The organism is Streptomyces sp. NBC_00285, from assembly GCF_036174265.1.
Taxonomy (GTDB): Bacteria; Actinomycetota; Actinomycetes; order Streptomycetales; family Streptomycetaceae; genus Streptomyces.
In genome coordinates this window covers 1,314,491-1,333,201 of record NZ_CP108055.1, presented here as the reverse complement: position 1 = coordinate 1,333,201, position 18,711 = coordinate 1,314,491, and the positions used below count along the sequence as shown (strand labels likewise).

Here is an 18,711-nt window from a genome sequence, read left to right as displayed (position 1 = left end):
CACGAAAGTGCCCGGACCCGCCGTGCAGGCAGGTCCGGGCACTTCTCACGGGTTTCTGGTCAGGTGCTACCGGCGCACCCCTCGCAACTGTTCCCCCAACACCTTCCCGATCTCCCGCAAGGGCTCCGCGCCGGTCATCGCCCAGTGCTCGCAGTCCACGTCGTACTCCTCGACCCGTCCGCTCACGTACGGTGCCCAGGACCCGGCGCCGGTCTGTGCGGCCGGTGTGCGCGAGGCGTTGAAGAACACCGCGTTCCCGCCGAACCGCCGCTCGGGGACGTACCGGTAGCGCATCTCCAGGTGCGCCGCCGTCGCCTCGACGACCGCGGCGGCCTGCACCGGGTCCAGGGCGCCCAGGATCGGATCCTCGCGCCGCAGCAGTTCGGCGAGTTCGGCGGGGTCGGGGTCCGAGTCGGCGCAGGCCACGTCGAGTTCGGCGCCGCGGGTGCCGAGGAAGGCGGTGAGCACTTCGCGCCCGTCGACGGCCGGGGCGGTGAAGCCGTCGGGCAGCGGATAGGCGTCCAGGAGTCCGAGCAGGGCGACCTCCTCGCCGAGCTCCTCCAGACGGGCCGCGATCGCATGCGCGACCAGTCCGCCGAAGGACCAGCCCAGCAGGTGGTACGGCCCGTGCGGCTGGAGGGAGCGGATCTCGGCCACGTAGGTGTCGGCCATCTCCGCCATGCTGCCCGGCCGCAGTGCCGGGTCGGTCAACTCCCTTGCCTGCAGGCCGATCAGCGGCCGGTCGTCGAGGTGGCGCAGCAGTCCGGCGTAGCACCAGCTCATCCCGGAGACCGGGTGGACGCAGAACAGCGGGGGCTGCTCCGAACCGGAGGCGGCCCGGATCGGCAGCAGCGTCTCCAGCGGGTTCCCGCCGGCGTTCTCGGCGATGTGCTCGGCCAGCAGGGCCGGGGTCGGGTACTGGAACAGGTCCCGGATGGTGACCGGGGTGTCCCAGACGGCCCGGATCCGGCCGATGAGCCTCGTCGCGAGCAGGGAGTGTCCGCCGAGGTGGAAGAAGTGGTCGTCGATGCTGACGGACGGCACGCCGAGCACGGCCGCGTACAGACCGCACAGGATCTCCTCGGCAGGCGTCCGCGGCGAGCGCCCACCGGTGGCCTCGCCCCGCGCCGGCTCGGGCAGCGCGCGCCGGTCCAGCTTGCCGTTCACGGTGAGCGGCAAGGCGTCCAGGACGACGATCGAGGCAGGCACCATGTACTCGGGGAGCGCGGCGGCAGCGTGCCGACGCAACTCGGCGAGGTCGAGAGCGACTGCGGGGTTCGGGCTGAGCTCCGGTTGATCTGTGCGGGTCCGCTCCGGATTCGGCAGGTCCGCCGGGTCCTCGCCCCGCTCGGACGGGTTCGTCTTCCGGCCCGCTTCGGCGGCGACGACGTATGCGACCAGGCGCTTGTCGCCCGGGCGGTCCTCGCGGATCATGACCGCGCACTGGGCGAGGGACGGGTGGCGCAGCAGTGCCGACTCGATCTCGCCGGGCTCGATGCGGAAGCCGCGCAGCTTGATCTGCTGGTCGGCGCGGCCCAGGTACTCCAGCGCGCCGTCCTGGCTCCAGCGGGCCAGGTCCCCGGTGCGGTACATCCGCGAGCCGGGCACCCCGTGCGGGTCCGCGACGAACCGCTCGGCGCTCAGCATCGGCTGCCCGATGTAGCCGTGGGCGAGCCCGTGCCCGGCGACGTACAGCTCCCCGGGGACGCCGGGCGACAGCAGCCGCAGGTTCTCGTCGAGGACGTAGGAGTGCTTGCCGGCGATGGGCCGGCCGATGGGGATGGCGGGCGCGGGCGCGGTGATGATGTGGGCGGTGGTGAAGCCCATGCTCTCCGCCGGGCCGTAGCCGTTGACGAGGCGCAGGTGGGGGTGGTCGGCCAGGGCCTTGGCGGTGTGCGCGGGCGAGGCCGCCTCACCGGCCGTCATGGCCTCCCGGACCCGGGAGAACACGGCCGGGTGCTCGTCGAGCATGTGGTTGAACAGGCTCGCCGACATCTGCAGCGTGGTGATGTCGTGCCGCTCCACCAGCTCCGCGATCCGGTGCGGGTCGGTGTGCTGGCCGGGCTGCAGCACGCACACCCCGCCGTGCAGCAGCGGCCCGAACACCTCCAGCGCGAACGCGTCCCAGGACACCGGCGAGCTCTGCAGATACGTCTGCTCGGGACCGAAGGCGAGGTAGTCCGGCCCGATGAAGGTGGCCGCGAGGGCCCGGTGCGAGGCCGCCACGCCCTTGGGCACGCCCGTCGAGCCCGAGGTGAACATGACGCACGCGGTGGACTCAGGGTGCCCCCCGGTCTCGACGGCAGCCCCGGACAGGGCGCTGATCGCGGGCGCGTCCACGGTCAGGTCGACCAGGGTCGCCGGGGTCGCCAGTGCGACCAGGTGGCTCTGGGTGACCAGGGCGGACGGCCGGGTCTGCCCCAACACGGTGGTGAGCCGGTCGGCGGGGAACTGCGGGTCCAGCACGGTGTATCCGGCGCCCGCCTTCAGCACCGCGAGGATCGAGGCGATCAGGTGCGGCGAGCGCTCCAGGTGCAGGGCGACGAGGCTGCCCGGGCCGACTCCGTGCGCGGTCAGGTGCCGGGCCAGCCGGTTGGACCACACGTCGAGTTCGGCGTACGTCAGCCGCTGCTCCTCGAAGACCAGCGCGAGGGCGTCCGGGGTACGGGCCGCCTGCCCCACGAAGAGTCCGTCGAGCCCGAGGGCCGGGGCCGTCGTGGGCACACCGCTCCACCCCCGTACCCGTTCCCGCTCGCCTTCTGACAGCAACTCCAGCTTGGTGACCGGCAGTTCGGGGTCGGCGACGGCCGCGGTCAGCAGTCGTACGAGACGGTCGGCGGCGGCCTCGATCGTGCGGGCCTCGTACAGGTCGGTGGCGTACTCGACGGTGACGTCCAGGCCGCCGGGCTCGCCGTCCGCGCCCCGGTGCTCGGCGAAGGCGAAGGTGAGGTCGAACTTCGCGACGGAGGCCGACGGGAAGGCGAACTCACCCTCCAGGTCGCCCAGTCGGGGCGCCTCGGTGGAGGTGTCGCCGACGGTCAGCATGACCTGGAAGAGGGGGTGGCGGGCCGTGGTCCGCTCGGGGTTGAGGATCTCGACGAGCCGGTCGAAGGGCAGATCCTGGTGGGCCCAGGCGGCCAGGTCGGTCTCGCGGACGCGGTGCAGCAGGTCGCGGAAGCTGGGGTCGCCGCTGAGGTCGGTGCGCAGGACCAGGGTGTTGACGAAGAACCCGACGACGTCGTCGAGCTTCTGGTCGGTGCGGCCCGCGACGGGTGAGCCGAGCGGGATGTCGTGGCCGGCCCCGGAGCGGGACAGCAGGGTGGCGACGGCGGCCTGGGCGACCATGAAGAGGGTCGCGCCGGAGTCCTGGGCCAGCGCGGTCAGCTCCCGGTGGAGTGCCGCGTCGCCGTGCACGGTGTGCGTGGTCCCCTGGTTGGAGGGGGTCGCCGGGCGGGCTCGGTCCGCGGGGAGTGTGGCCTCCTCCGGCAGCTCGGCCAACGCCTGCCGCCAGTGCCCCAGTTGACGCTCCTCGTCCTCCTCCATGACCTTGTGCTGCCACAGTGCGTAGTCGGCGTACTGGACGGGCAGCGGTTCCCACTGCGGTGCCTGTCCCTGGGTGCGGGCCGCGTAGGCGGCGGCAAGGTCGCGGAAGAGGGGGGCGTTGGACCAGCCGTCGGAGGCGATGTGGTGGATCACCAGCGACAGCACGTGCGCCTGCCCGCTCCCGTCGAGCCGGAACAGCCGTGCCCGGACGGGGAGTTCACCGGCCAGATTGAAGGTGCGCGAGGCCTCCGTGCCCAGCAGCCCCGCCAGGTCCTCCTCCACGGCGGCGACGAGCGGCAGTTCGACCGGCTCGGGGGCCCGCACGAACTGATAGGCCTTGCCCTCGTGGACGGGGTAGACGGTGCGCAGGCTCTCGTGCCGCGCGAGAAGGTCGCCGAGGGCCAGCCGCAGCGCCTCGGCGTCGAGGGCACCGGTCAGGCGCAGGGCCATCGGGATGTTGTACGTCGCCGACGGGCCCTCCATCTGGTCCAGGAACCACAGCCGTTGCTGGGCGGACGACAGCGGCACCCGCTCCGGACGCTCCTGCGGTGCGAGCGCCGGCCGCCGTGTGCCGCCGCTCGCCGCGGTGAGCCGCTCGGCGAGCAGCGCGACCGTCGGGTACTGGAACAGGTCCCGGATGGTGATGTCGGCGTCCCACACGGCACGGATACGGCTGATGAGCCTCGTGGCGAGCAGGGAGTGGCCGCCGCGGTGGAAGAAGTGGTCGTCGATGGTGGCCGAGGGCAGTCCGAGCACGGCCGCGAACAGACCGCACAGCACCTCCTCGACAGGCGTACGGGGCGCCCTGCCGCCGCTGTCCGAGCTCTGCTTCGGCGCGGGCAGCGCCCGCCGGTCGATCTTGCCGTTGGTCGTCAGCGGCAGCGCGTCGAGGACGACGAACGCCGACGGGACCATGTACTCGGGCAGGGCGGCGGAGATCTCCCGCTGCACCTCCTCGACCTCCAGCCGTACGTCCTGCGCGGCGACGAGATAGGCGACGAGCCGCTTGTCGCCGGGCCGGTCCTCGCGGACGATCACGGTGGCCTGGGCGACGGCCGCGTGCGCGGTCAACGCGCTCTCGATCTCGCCGGGTTCGATGCGGAAGCCGCGCAGCTTGACCTGTTGGTCGGCCCGGCCCAGGTACTCCAGCGAGCCCTCGTGGTTCCAGCGGACCAGGTCGCCGGTGCGGTACATCCGCTCACCGGCCGGACCGAACGGGTCGCCGACGAAGCGTTCCGCCGTGAGCGAGGGCCGGTTGAGGTAACCCTGCGCCAGACCCGCGCCCGCGATGTACAGCTCACCCGGGGTGCCGGGCGGTACCAGCCGGAGCGCGGAGTCGAGGACGTAGAGGCGGTGGTTGTCGAGGGCCTCGCCGATCGGGACCGTGCCGGGGTAGTCGAAGGGGCGGCGGATGTGGTGGGTGGCGGCGAAGGTGGTGGTCTCGGTGGGGCCGTAGCCGTTGACGACGGTGGTGTCCGGGCAGTGCTCGTGGATCCGGCGGACGGCCTCGGGCGGTACGACGTCCCCGCCCGCCCACACCTCCCGGACCCCGGCGAAGGCTTCCGGCGCCTCCTCCGCCATGACCCGGAACAGCCCCGCCGTCAGCCACATGCCCGTGATGCCGTGGGTGTCGATCAGCCCCCGGTAGCCCGCCGGGTCGAGGTGGCCGGGGGGAGCGACGACGAGGGTGCCGCCGTTGAGCCACGGGACCCATATCTCGTACGTCGACGCGTCGAACGCGGCCGGCGAGTGGAACAGCACCCGTCGGTGGCCGCCGCCCGCGTACCGGGCCTGCGCGGCCAGGTCGGCGACGCCCCGGTGGGTGACCGCGACGCCCTTGGGGACACCGGTCGAGCCCGAGGTGAACATGGCGTACACCGGCTCGTCCGGGTGGATGCCGGACACCGGGGCGGTGGCGGGCAGGTCCTGCGGGACCGTGGTGCCGTCGAGGACGACCAGGCGGGCCGTGGTCGCGGCGGCCACCGGGTGGTCGGCCAGCGACTCGTCGGTGAGCAGCACGGGCGCCGCGGTGTCGGCGAGGATCTGGACCAGCCGGGTGTCCGGGTCGGTGGTGTTCAACGGGGCGTACACCGCACCCGCCTTCACCACCGCCAGCAGCGCGGTGAGCAGCCCGGCCGAGCGCTCCATCAGGACGGCGACCACGTCACCGCGCCGGATACCGAGGTTGATCAGGTGGTGGGCGAGCCGGTTGGTGAGCTCGTCCAGTTCCGCGTAGCTGAAGTCCTGGTACTCGTCGACCATCGCGACCGCGTCCGGGGTGCGGGCGGCCTGCGCGGAGAACAGCTCGGCCAGGCTCGCGTCCGGGGCGCCGGTGACCGCGCCCGCCCACTCGTCCAGGAGCTGCCGGCGCTCGTGCTCGCCGAGCAGGTCCAGGACGGACAGCGGGGTGTCCGGCGAGGTCAGCACCGACTCCAGGAGCCGCTGCAGCCGCGCCATGAGGGCGTCGATCGTGCGGGCCTCGTACAGGTCGGTGGCGTACTCGATGGTGATGTCGAGGCCGTTCGGCCGCCCGTCCCGGGTGCGGTGCTCGGCGAACCCGAAGGTCAGGTCGAACTTGGCGATCTGCAGCTCGCTGTACTCGGTCCGGGCGTCCAGGCCGGGAAAGCCCACCGCGTCCGAACCGGCCTCGCCCAGAGTCAGCATCACCTGGAACAGGGGGTGCCGGGAGGCTGATCGCTCGGGGTTGAGGACCTCGACCAGCCGGTCGAAGGGCAGGTCCTGGTGGTTCCACGCGGCCAGGTCGGTCCCCCGGACCCGGCCGAGCAGGTCCCGGAAGCTGGGATCGCCGCTCAGATCGGTGCGCAGGACAAGGGTGTTGACGAAGAAGCCGACCAGACCGTCCAGTGCCTCGTCGATGCGCCCGGAGACCGGCGAGCCGACCGGGACGTCGGGCCCGGCCCCCGAGCGGGACAGCACGGTCGCGACCGCCGCCTGCACCGCCATGAACAGGGTGGCCCCCGACTCCCGCGCCAGGTGCGTGAGTCCGGTGTGCAGATCGGCAGGCAGGTGGTCGGTGCACAGGGCGCCGCGGTAGGAGGCGGCGGCCGGGCGAGGACGGTCCGTGGGGAGGGTGGCCTCGTCCGGGAGATCGGCCAACGCCTCGCACCAGAAGGCGAGTTGCTTTGCACCGGCGCTCTCCTCGTCGTCCGCCTCGCCTAGCAGCTCCTGCTGCCACAGCGTGTAGTCGGCGTACTGGACCGGCAGTTCCTCCCAGTCGGGCGCCTGCCCCTGGGTGCGCGCCCCGTAGGCGATGGCCAGGTCGGCGAGCAGCGGGGCGGTCGAACCGCCGTCGGAGACGATGTGGTGCATCACCACCAGCAGGACGTGCTCCCGTTCACCGAGCGCGATCAGCCGCGCCCGCACGGGCAGGTCCTCGGCGAGATGGAAGATCTGCGCGGACTCCTCGGCGAGGACGGCCGCCAGGGTCTCGCCGGTGGCCGGGACCACCGGCAGCTCGAACTCCACCTCCTCCTCGGCCAGGATGTGCTGGTACGGCGTGCCGTCCTGATCCGGGAAGAGCGTCCGCAGGCTCTCGTGCCGGCCGATCACATCGGTGATCGCCGACCGGAGGGCGTCCCGGTCGAGTTCACCGGTCAGCCGGACGCCCAGAGGGATGTTGTACGTCGTCGAAGGGCCCTCCATCTGCGCGATGAACCACAGACGCTGTTGGGCGAAGGACAAGGGGATCACTTGGTCGCTCCCATCCGGCGCATCGGCCGCAATTTGGGCCTTGCGGCCTCGGCGCCGTCGAGCTTCTCGACGAGCGTTGCCACGATCGGGTTTTCGAAGAGGGTCGCCACGGACACCCCGACGCCCAGCACGGTGCGGATACGGCCGACCAGCCGGGTGGCGAGGAGGGAGTGTCCGCCGAGGTGGAAGAAGTGGTCGTCGATGGTGACGGCGGGGAGTCCGAGGATTTCGGCGAAGAGTCCGCAGAGGACTTCTTCCCTGGGTGTGCGGGGCGTGCGTCCGACGGCCGCGTCCTGGTTCGCGGATGGTGCGGGCAGGGCTTTGCGGTCCACTTTGCCGTTGCTGGTCAGCGGGATCGTGTCCAGCACTACCAGTGCTGACGGGACCATGTATTCGGGCAGTAGTCCGGCTGTGCGTCGCTTCACGTCGTCGACGTCGACCGCCGCCCCGTCCTGTGCCGTGAGGTAGGCGACCAGGCGCTTGTCGCCGGGGCGGTCCTCGCGGACGGCGACGACGGCCTGGCCGACGGCTTCGTGGGCCGCCAACACGCTCTCGATCTCGCCCAGTTCGATGCGGAAGCCGCGCAGCTTGACTTGCTCGTCGGCCCGGCCGAGGTATTCGAGCGAGCCCTCTTTATTCCAGCGGACGAGGTCGCCGGTGCGGTACATCCGATCGCCGGCGGGGCCGTGGGGGTTGGCGATGAAGCGGTCGGCGGTGAGGGAGGGGCGGTCGAGGTAGCCCTGGGCGAGTCCGGTGCCGGCGATGTAGAGCTCGCCGGGGGTGCCGGGCGGTGCCAGCCGGAGCGCGGGGTCGAGGACGTAGAGGCGGTGGTTGTCGAGGGCTTCGCCGATGGGGATGGTGCCGGAGTAGTCGTAGGGGCGGCGGATGTGGTGGGTGGCGGCGAAGGTGGTGGTTTCGGTGGGGCCGTAGCCGTTGACGACGGTGATGTGGGGGTTGTGGTCCATCACCCGTCGGACGGCCTCGGGGGGTACGACATCACCGCCCGCCCAGACTTCGCGGACGCCCGCGAAGGCCTGGGGGGCTTCTTCGGCGATGAGGCGGAAGAGGCCGGCGGTGAGCCAGAGGCTGGTGATGGCGTTGTCGGCGATGAGGTGTTGGTAGGTGGTGGTGTCGAGGTGTCCGGCGGGGGCGATGACGAGGGTGCCACCGGTGAGCCAGGGGATCCACATTTCGTAGGTGGAGGCGTCGAAGGCCATGGGGGAGTGGAGGAGGACGCGGGTGTGGTTGCCGTTCGCGTACATCTGCTGATGCGCCAGGTCGGCCACATTGCGGTGGGTGACGGCGACGCCTTTGGGGACGCCGGTCGAGCCGGAGGTGAACATGGCGTACACCGGCTGGTCGGGGTGCACCCACACCCCCGGGTCACCCGCCTCACCCCGGTCCGGAACCGCACTCGGGACGACCTTGGCCCCCGCGGGCAGCCGCACCTCCCCGGGATCCCGGTCGGTGACGAAGAACGAGACGTCGGACTGCTCGACGATGAGCTGGACGCGCTCCATCGGATACCGGGTGTCGAGCGGGACGTAGACACCACCGGCCTTGACCACGGCGAGTGTGGTGACGACCGAGTTCAGGGACCGTTCCTGGAACAGTGCGACCCGGCTGCCGACGCCGACGCCCTCCGTGACCAGCCGGTGAGCCGCGCGGTTGGCCAGCGAGTCCAGTTCCCGGTACGTCAGCTCCTGCCCGCCGTGCACGACGGCCACCGCGTCCGGGGTCCGCGCGACCTGCGCCGCGAACAGCTCCCCGAGCCCGGCGTCGGCGCTGCCGGTGACCGCGCCCGCCCACGTGTCCAGCAGCAGCGACCGCTCACCGCCGGACAGCAACTCCAGCTCCCCGACCGGCAGTTCAGGAGCAGCGACCGCCGCTTCCAGGAGCCGTACGAGACGATTCGCGACGTTCTCGACCGTGCTCGCGTTATACAGATCGGTGGCGTACTCGACGGTGATGTCCAGGCCGCCGGGCTCCCCGTCCGCCCCCCTGTGCTCCGCGAAGCCGAAGGTGAGGTCGAACTTGGCGATCTCCACCTGCGAGAACTCGTACGCCGTGTCCAGACCGGGCAGTTCGGGCGCTTCGGCCGCGGTGTCGCCCAGGGTGAGCATGACCTGGAAGAGGGGGTGGCGGGCCGTGGTCCGCTCGGGGTTGAGGATCTCGACGAGCCGGTCGAAGGGCAGGTCCTGGTGGTTCCAGGCGGCCAGGTCGGTCTCCCGGACCCGGGTGAGCAGCTCGCGGAAGGTCGGGTCGCCGCTCAGGTCGGTGCGCAGGACAAGGGTGTTGACGAAGAACCCGACGAGGTCGTCGAGTTGCTGGTCCGTGCGGCCGGCGACCGGGGAGCCGAGCGGGATGTCGAACCCGGCGCCCGAACGGGACAGCAGGGTCGACACGGCCGCCTGGGCGACCATGAAGAGGGTCGCGCCCGTGTCCTGGGCCAGCGCGGTCAGCTCCCGGTGGAGTGCCGCGTCGCCGTGCACGGTGTGCGTGCTGCCCCGGTTGGAGGCGGTCGCCGGGCGGGGCCGGTCGGCCGGGAGGGTGGCCTCCTCGGGCAGATCCGCCAGCACCTGCTGCCAGAAGCCGAGTTGGCGCTCAGCGTCGTCCTCCAGCAGTTGCTGTTGCCACAGTGCGTAGTCGGCGTACTGGACGGGCAGCGGCTCCCACTGGGGTGCCTGTCCCTGGGTGCGGGCCGCGTAGGCGGCGGCAAGGTCGCGGAAGAGGGGGGCGTTGGACCAGCCGTCGGAGGCGATGTGGTGGATCACCAGGAGCAGGACGTGCTCCCGGTCGCCGAGGGCCAGCAGGTGCGCGCGGAGCGGGATGTCGGAGGCCAGGTGGAAGGGGGTGGCCGAGAGGCCGGCCAGGCGGGCGGCGAGCGTGTCGTCCGTGACCGGGACGAGGGGCAACCCGACCGGCTCGGGGGCCCGCACCGACTGGTAGGCCTTGCCCTCGTGGATGGGGTAGACGGTGCGCAGGCTCTCGTGCCGCGCGAGAAGGTCCCCGAGGGCCAGCCGCAGCGCCTCGGCGTCGAGGGCACCGGTCAGGCGCAGGGCCATCGGGATGTTGTACGTCGCCGACGGGCCCTCCATCTGGTCCAGGAACCACAGCCGTTGCTGGGCGGACGACAGCGGCACCCGCTCCGGACGCTCCTGCGCGCGGGTCAGCGCGGCCCGGGGAAGTTCACCGCTGCCCTCCGTGACCCGCTCGGACAGCGCGACGACGGTCGGGTACCGGAACAGGTCCTTGACGCCGAGCTGGACGCCGAAGGCCTGGCGGATGCGGCTGATGAGCCTCGTGGCGAGCAGGGAGTGGCCGCCCCGGTGGAAGAAGTGGTCGTCGATGGTGGCCGACGGGAGCCCGAGGACCGCCGCGAACAGGCCGCACAGGACCTCTTCCTGGGGGGTGCGCGGGGCGCGTCCGGTGACGTCGTGGGTGACCTGCGGGGTGGGCAGCGCGCGCCGGTCGATCTTACCGTTGGTGGTCAGCGGGATCGCGTCGAGGAGCACGAAGGCCGACGGGACCATGTACTCGGGGAGTGCCGAAGTGGCGTGTCGGCGCAGGTCGTTCAGGTCGACGCCGCCCTCGGCGGTCACGACGTAGGCGACGAGCCGCTTGTCCCCGGGCCGGTCCTCGCGGACGATCACGGTTGCCTGGACGACTTTTGCATGGCCCGTCAACACGGTCTCGATCTCGCCGAGTTCGATACGGAATCCGCGCAGCTTGACCTGTTGGTCGGCCCGGCCGAGGTACTCGAGCGAGCCCTCGTGGTTCCACCGCACCAGGTCGCCGGTGCGGTACATCCGGGTGCCCGGCTCGTCGCCGTACGGGTCGGCGACGAACCGCTCGGCGGTGAGCGACGGGCGGCCCACATAGCCGCGCGCCAGACCGGCGCCGGCGATGTACAGCTCGCCGGGAGCACCGGCCGGAACGAGCCGGAGCGCGGAGTCGAGGACGTAGAGGCGGTGGTTGTCGAGGGCCTCGCCGATGGGGATGGTGCCGGTGTGGTCGTAGGGGCGCTTGATGTGGTGGGTGGCGGCGAAAGTGGTGGTCTCGGTGGGGCCGTAGCCGTTGACGACGGTGGTGTCCGGGCAGTGCTCGTGGATCCGGCGGACGGCCTCGGGCGGTACGACGTCTCCGCCCGCCCACACCTCCCGGAGCCCCGCGAAGGCTTCCGGCGCCTCCTCCGCCATGACCCGGAACAGCCCCGCCGTCAGCCACAGACCCGTGATCGAGTACCCGGCGATCAGCTCGCTCAGCGTGCCGGTCTCCAGGTGGCCCCGAGGAGCCACGACGACCGTGCCGCCGGTCAGCCACGGCACCCAGATCTCGTAGGTGGAGGCGTCGAAGGTGTGCGGGGAGTGGAAGAGGACCCGCTGGTGGCCGCCGCCCGCGAACATCCGCTGGCGGGCCAGGTCGGCCACGTTGCGGTGGGTGACGGCGACGCCCTTGGGGACGCCGGTCGAGCCCGAGGTGAACATGACGTACAGCCACTGGTCGGGGTGAGTGGGAGCGCTGGGCCTCGTCGCGGTGCGGCCGTCGAGGTCCTTGGCCTCGACGACGAGGTCCCGGGCCTGCGCCCTGTGAACCAGCGGATGGTCGGCCAGCGCCCGGTCGGTGATCAGGACCGGCGCGTCGAGTTCGTCGAGGATCTGGATGTGGCGGGTGTCCGGGTCGGCCGGGTTGAGGGGCGCGTAGGCACCGCCCGCCTTCACGACCGCGAGCATGGCGACCAGGAGGTCGGGTGAGCGCTCCATCATCAGGGCGACGACGGATTCGGGGCCGACCCCGAGGCCGATGATCCGGTCCGCGAACCGGTCGGACTCGGCGTCGAGTTCGGCGTAGGTGAAGGAGCGCTCCTCGGACGCCACCGCGACCGCGTCCGGGGTACGGGCCACCTGCGCGGCGAACAGCTCCGCGAGGCCCGCGTCCGGGAGAGCGCCGTCGGTGACCGGACCGGCGCCCAGCGCCAGCAGCCGTTCCCGCTCCTCGGGGCCGGTGAACTCCAGCTGTCCGACGGGCAGTTCGGGAGTGGCGGCGGCCGCCTCCAGCAGTCGTACGAGACGATCCGCGAGCCCCTCGACGGTCCTGGCGTCATACAGGTCCGTCGCGTACTCGATGGCCAGGTCCAGGCCGGCGGGACGGCCGTCGGGCGCCCGGTGCTCGTGGAAGGAGAAGGTCAGGTCGAACTTGGCGATCTCCAGCGGGGTGAAGCCCGACTCGGTGTGCACGCCCGGGAGTTCGAGGACCGGCTTGGCCGCGTCCTGGAGGGTGAGGGCCACCTGGAAGAGCGGGTGCCGGGCGGTGCTGCGCTCGGGGTTGAGGATTTCCACGAGCCGGTCGAACGGCAGGTCCTGGTGGGCCCAGGCCGCCAGGTCGGTCTCCCGGACCCGGTCGAGCAGCTCACGGAAGGACGGGTCCCCCTCGACATCGGTGCGCAACACCAGGCTGTTGACGAAGAAGCCCACCAGGTCGTCGAGGCGTTGGTCGGTGCGGCCCGCGATCGGCGCCCCGATCGGGATGTCCGTACCGGCACCGGAGCGGGCCAGCGCGGTCGCCACCGCGGCCTGCGCCACCATGAACAGGGTCGTCCCGGTCTCCCGGGCCAGCCGGGTCAGCGCCTCGTGCAGCGCGGGCGGGCACTGCACGCCGTGCGTACGGCCCCGGAAGCTCGCGGTCGCCGGACGCGGCCGGTCGGCCGGGAGGGTCGCCTCCTCGGGCAGCTCGCCCAGCGTCTGCCGCCAGAACTCGGCCTGCCGTTCACCGTCCGCCGCCAGCAGTTCCTCCTGCCAGAGGGTGTAGTCGGCGTACTGGACCGGGAGTTGCTCCCACTCGGGCGGCCGGCCCGCGACCCGGGCGGTGTAGGCGGTCGCCACATCGCGCAGGAAGGGGGCGGTGGACCAGCCGTCGGAGACGATGTGGTGCATGACCACGAGCAGCACGTGATCCTGCGGACCGGTGCCGAACAGGGAGGCGCGGACGGGGAGTTCGGCGGCCAGGTCGAAGGTGCGGGCCGCCTCCGCGCCGAGCAGCGCGTCCAGCGTGTGCTCGTCGGCGGGGGTGACCGGGAGGTCAAGACGGATCTCCCCGGCCGGCAGCACCAGCTGCCCGGCCTCCCCGTCCGTCACCGAGAACAGCGTCCGCAGACTCTCATGGCGTACGACGGTGTCGGTGAGCGCGAGCCGCAGCGCCTCGATGTCCACGGCTCCGGTGAGCCGCAGGGCGAGCGGGATGTTGTACGTCGCCGACGGCCCTTCCAGCTGGTCGAGGAACCACAGCCTGCGCTGCCCGAACGACATAGGTACCCGCTCCGGCCGTGCCACCTCCCGCAGCACCGGCCGCCGTACGTCCTCCCCGCTCCGCAGCTCCACCAGTTCCGCGAGCGCGGCCGGGGTCGGGCCCTGGAACAGGTCCTTGACGGTGATCCCCACGCTGAAGGCCTGCCGGATCCGGCTGATGAGCCGGGTGGCGAGGAGGGAGTGTCCGCCGAGGTGGAAGAAGTGGTCGTCGATGGTGACGGCGGGGAGTCCGAGGATTTCGGCGAAGAGTCCGCAGAGGACTTCTTCCCTGGGTGTGCGGGGCGTGCGTCCGACGGCCGCGTCCTGGTTCGCGGATGGTGCGGGCAGGGCTTTGCGGTCCACTTTGCCGTTGCTGGTCAGTGGGATCGTGTCCAGCACTACCAGTGCTGAGGGGACCATGTATTCGGGCAGTAGTCCGGCTGTGCGTCGCTTCACGTCGTCGACGTCGACCGCTGCCCCGTCCTGTGCCGTGAGGTAGGCGACCAGGCGCTTGTCGCCGGGGCGGTCCTCGCGGACGGCGACGACGGCCTGGCCGACGGCTTCGTGGGCCGCCAACACGGTCTCGATCTCGCCCAGTTCGATGCGGAAGCCGCGCAGCTTGACTTGCTCGTCGGCGCGGCCGAGGTATTCGAGCGAGCCCTCTTTATTCCAGCGGACGAGGTCGCCGGTGCGGTACATCCGATCGCCGGCGGGGCCGTGGGGGTTGGCGATGAAGCGGTCGGCGGTGAGGGAGGGGCGGTCGAGGTAGCCCTGGGCGAGTCCGGTGCCGGCGATGTAGAGCTCGCCGGGGGTGCCGGGCGGTGCCAGCCGGAGCGCGGGGTCGAGGACGTAGAGGCGGTGGTTGTCGAGGGCTTCGCCGATGGGGATGGTGCCGGGGCAGTCGTAGGGGCGGCGGATGTGGTGGGTGGTGGCGAAGGTGGTGGTTTCGGTGGGGCCGTAGCCGTTGACGACGGTGATGTGGGGGTTGTGGTCCATGACGCGTCGTACGGCTTCGGGTGGTACGACATCACCGCCGGCCCAGACCTCCTGCACTCCGGCGAAGGCCTGGGGGGTTTCTTCGGCGATGAGGCGGAAGAGGCCGGCGGTGAGCCAGAGGCTGGTGATGGCGTTGTCGGCGATGAGGTGTTGGTAGGTGGTGGTGTCGAGGTGTCCGGCGGGGGCGATGACGAGGGTGCCACCGGTGAGCCAGGGGATCCACATTTCGTAGGTGGAGGCGTCGAAGGCCATGGGGGAGTGGAGGAGGACGCGGGTGTGGTTGCCGTTCGCGTACATCTGCTGATGCGCCAGGTCGGCCACATTGCGGTGGGTGACCGCGACGCCCTTGGGGACGCCGGTCGAGCCGGAGGTGAACATGGCGTACACCGGCTGGTCGGGGTGCACCCACACCCCCGGGTCACCCGCGTCCGTGCCGTCCTCGTCCAGGTCGGAGGCGTGCAACAGCTGTACGTCGGGCGGGAGTTGAAGCCCCGCGATGTCGGTGTCCGTGAGGAAGTGGCCGATGCTCGACTGGGCGACGATGAGCTGAAGACGGTCCACGGGGTAGCGGGTGTCGAGCGGGACGAAGACACCACCGGCCTTGACCACGGCGAGTGTGGTGACGACCGAGTTCAGGGACCGTTCCTGGAACAGTGCGACCCGGCTGCCGACGCCGACTCCCTCCGCGATCAGCCGGTGAGCCGCGCGGTTGGCCAGCGAGTCCAGTTCCCGGTACGTCAGTTCCTGCCCGCCGTGCACGACGGCCACCGCGTCCGGGGTCCGCGCGACCTGCGCCGCGAACAACTCCCCGAGCCCGGCGTCGGCGCTGCCGGTGACCGCGCCCGCCCACTTGTCCAGCAGCAGCGACCGCTCACCGCCGGACAGCAACTCCAGCTCCCCGACCGGCAGATCGGGCGCCTGCGCCGCCGCGTCCAGCAGGCGTACGAGCCGTGCGCCGGCCGCCTCCACCGTGCTCGCGTCGTACAGATCGGTCGCGTACTCGACGGTGATGTCCAGGCCGCCGGGCTCCCCGTCCGCCCCCCGGTGCTCCGCGAAGGAGAAGGTCAGGTCGAACTTGGCAGCCTGCACCCAGCTGAACTCGGCGTGGGTGTCGAGGCCTTCGGCGGTCAGGGTCGGGGTGGCCGCGTCGGTCAGGGTGAGCATGACCTGGAAGAGGGGGTGGCGGGCCGTGGTCCGCTCCGGGTTGAGAACCTCGACGAGCCGGTCGAAGGGCAGGTCCTGGTGGGCCCAGGCGGCCAGATCGGTCTCGCGGACCCGGGTGAGCAGCTCGCGGAAGCTGGGGTCGCCGCTGAGGTCGGTGCGCAGGACCAGGGTGTTGACGAAGAAGCCGACGAGGTCGTCGAGTTGCTGGTCGGTGCGGCCGGCGATCGGGGAGCCGAGCGGGATGTCGTGGCCGGCGCCCGAGCGGGACAGCAGCGTGGAGACCGCGGCCTGGGCGACCATGAACACCGAGGCGCCGGACTCGCGGGCCAGCGCCGCCAGGGCCGCGTGAACCCCGGGCGGGCAGTGCACGGTGTGGGTGGCGCCGCGGTAGGAGGCCACCGCGGGGCGCGGCCGGACCGCCGGCAGCGTGACCTCCTCGGGCAGCTCCGCCAACGCGCCCTTCCAGTAGGCGAGTTGCCCGTCCTCCGTACCCGCCAGCAGCTCCTTCTGCCACAGCGTGTAGTCCGCGTACTGCACCGGCAGCGGCTCCCAGGCGGGGCGCTGTCCCCGCGAGCGGGTGGTGTAGGCGGTGCTCAGGTCGCGCATCAACGGCTGGTAGGACCAGCCGTCGGAGACGATGTGGTGCATGACCACGAGGAGGACGTGCTCCTGGTCATCGACCTTGAAGAGCCGGGCCCGCAGCGGGAGTTCACCCGCAAGGTCGATGGTGCGGGCGGCCTCGGCGGCGACCGCCCCCTCGGTCAGGGGCACCACCGGCAGCTCGACGCGGACCGCGTCGGCCGACAGTACCCGCTGACAGGCCTGCCCGCCCTCGGTGCCGAAGACGGTCCGCAGGCTCTCGTGCCGCCCCACGACGTCGTTGAACGCCGACTCCAGAGCCTGGACGTCGAGTGCGCCGCGCACCCGTACGGCCAGCGGGATGTTGTACGTCGCCGACGGGCCCTCCAGCTGGTCCAGGAACCACAGCCGCTGCTGGGCCGCCGACAGCGGAAGCAGCTGCGGCCGTTCCTCGGCCACGGTCAGCTCGGGCCGCCCGGACTCGCCGCCGCCGGTGGCGATGTACCCGGCGAGCAGGGCCACCGTCGGATACTTGAAGAACTCCCGCAGGGTCAGCTGCACTTCGAGCGTGGCGCGAATACGGCTGACCAGGCGGGTGGCGAGCAGGGAGTGGCCGCCGACGCCGAAGAAGTCGTCGTCGATGCCGATCGAGGGCAGTCCCAGGGCGTGCGCGAACAGACCGCACAGCACCTCTTCGACACCGTTGCGCGCGGCCCGGCCGTTCGCCGTCGCCCCGGCGCGGGGCGCGGGCAGCGCACGCCGGTCCAGCTTGCCGTTGGGCGTCAGCGGCAGCGTGCCGAGCGGGACGATCGCGGAGGGGACCATGTACTCGACGAGCTCCTGGCCGGCGTGCCGCAGCAGCTCGGCGGTGTCGACGACGCCCTCGACGGCCGGGACGACGTAGGCGACGAGCCGCTTGTCACCAGGGCGGTCCTCGCGGACGATCACCGCGGCCTGCTGCACGGACGGGTGGCCGGTCAGGACCGTCTCGATCTCGCCCGGCTCGATGCGGTTGCCGCGCAGTTTGACCTGCTGGTCGGCGCGGCCCCCGAAGACGATCTCGCCGTGCTCGTTCCAGGCGGCGAGGTCACCGGTGCGGTACATGCGGCTGCCGGCCGGACCGTACGGGTCGGCGGTGAAACGCTCGGCCGTGATGTCGGGGCGGCGGCTGTAGCCCTGCGCCAAGTGGGGTCCCGCGACGTAGAGTTCGCCACTCTCGCCGGGTGCCGTGTGGCGCAGGTCGGCGTCCAGGACGTACATCGCGGTGTTGGCCATCGGGATGCCCAGGTGCAGCCGCTCCAGCGTGCGCAGCTCGGGGGTGAAGGCCTGGTAGCTGCAGAAGACGGTGGCCTCGGTGGGGCCGTAGACGTGCATGACCGTGGTGTCCGGGCAATGGTCGAGGACCTTGGTCAGGGCGGTCGCGGACAGGACGTCGCCGCCGGTCCAGATCTCCCCGAGCCGGGCCAGGGCTCCGATCGCCTCGCCGGCCATCGCGTCGAAGAGAGCGGTGGTGAAATAGGCGGCCGTGGCGTCGTGACGGACGACGGCCTCGCCCAGCTCGCCGATGTCGATCTTCGGTGAGGAGAGGATCACGGCCAGGCCGCCGCGCAGCAGCGGCACCCACAGTTCGTACGTCGAGGAGTCGAAGGCGAGCGGGGAGTAGGCGAGGACCCGCTCGTGGGCGGCGGCGCCGAAGCCGGGGTCCAGGGCCAGCTCCACCACGTTGCGGTGGGTGTTGACGACCCCCTTCGGGGTGCCGGTGGACCCGGAGGTGAACATCACGTACAGCGCCTGGTCGGGGTGGACCGTGACCCGGGGCGCGGGCGCCGGGTCGTACGCCGTGACGCTCGCGTCGCTCACCCGCAGCGTCGGCAGGCTCGCGGCGAACGCGGCCGTCTCCTCGGCCGGGCGGTCACTGACCAGCAGTACGGCATCGGTGTTGTCGAGGATCCAGGTCTGCCGCTCGGCACGCTGGCGCGGGTCCAACGGCACGTACACACCGCCGCTCTTCAGCACCGCCAGCACCGTCACGACGTAGGCGAGCGACCGGTCGAAGAGGAGGCCGACCGCGGCACCGGGGCCGACGCCCGCCGCGATCAGCCGGTGCGCCAGGGCGTCGGACGCCCCGTCCAGCTCCCCGTAGGTGAGCTCGCTCTCCCCGCTCACCAGGGCGACCGCGTCGGGCGTGCGGGCCGCCTGCGCGGTGAACAGCTCGTGCAGCGGGCCGGCGGGGAGGTCCACCGCCGTGTCGTTGTACGCGGCGATGTGCGCGGGCACGCCGTCGGTGCCCGTGGAGAGAGCCGGTTCGGCTTGCTGCTGGGACATCTCGACACCTTCTCGGAAGCTCGGTTGGCTGGTCTCGCGGCGTGCCGGGAGACCGACGGAGCCACGGCGGGACAGGGGGGCGGCACTGCGAAGTCCTGGAGAAACCAGG

Annotated in this window: 2 protein-coding genes; both read right to left on the bottom strand. The window is 71.8% G+C overall.

The window, feature by feature from the left end; translation table 11 throughout:
• Window positions 1-66 precede the first annotated feature (66 nt).
• The gene (locus OHT57_RS06150; RefSeq protein ID WP_328745021.1) at window positions 67-7,254 is read right to left on the bottom strand and encodes a non-ribosomal peptide synthetase; all 7,188 of its coding nucleotides are present in this window, start codon (window positions 7,252-7,254) and stop codon (window positions 67-69) included.
• Window positions 7,251-18,602, bottom strand: coding sequence for a non-ribosomal peptide synthetase (locus tag OHT57_RS06145; RefSeq protein WP_328745020.1), 11,352 nt, complete (start codon window positions 18,600-18,602; stop codon window positions 7,251-7,253). The genes OHT57_RS06150 and OHT57_RS06145 overlap by 4 nt, the downstream gene beginning before the upstream one ends.
• Window positions 18,603-18,711 lie beyond the last annotated feature (109 nt).

Bases quoted from the DNA above. Each gene is read 5' to 3' on its own strand.
- OHT57_RS06145 (WP_328745020.1), bottom strand. From the start codon at position 18,602: ATGTCCCAGCAGCAAGCCGAACCGGCTCTCTCCACGGGCACCGACGGC.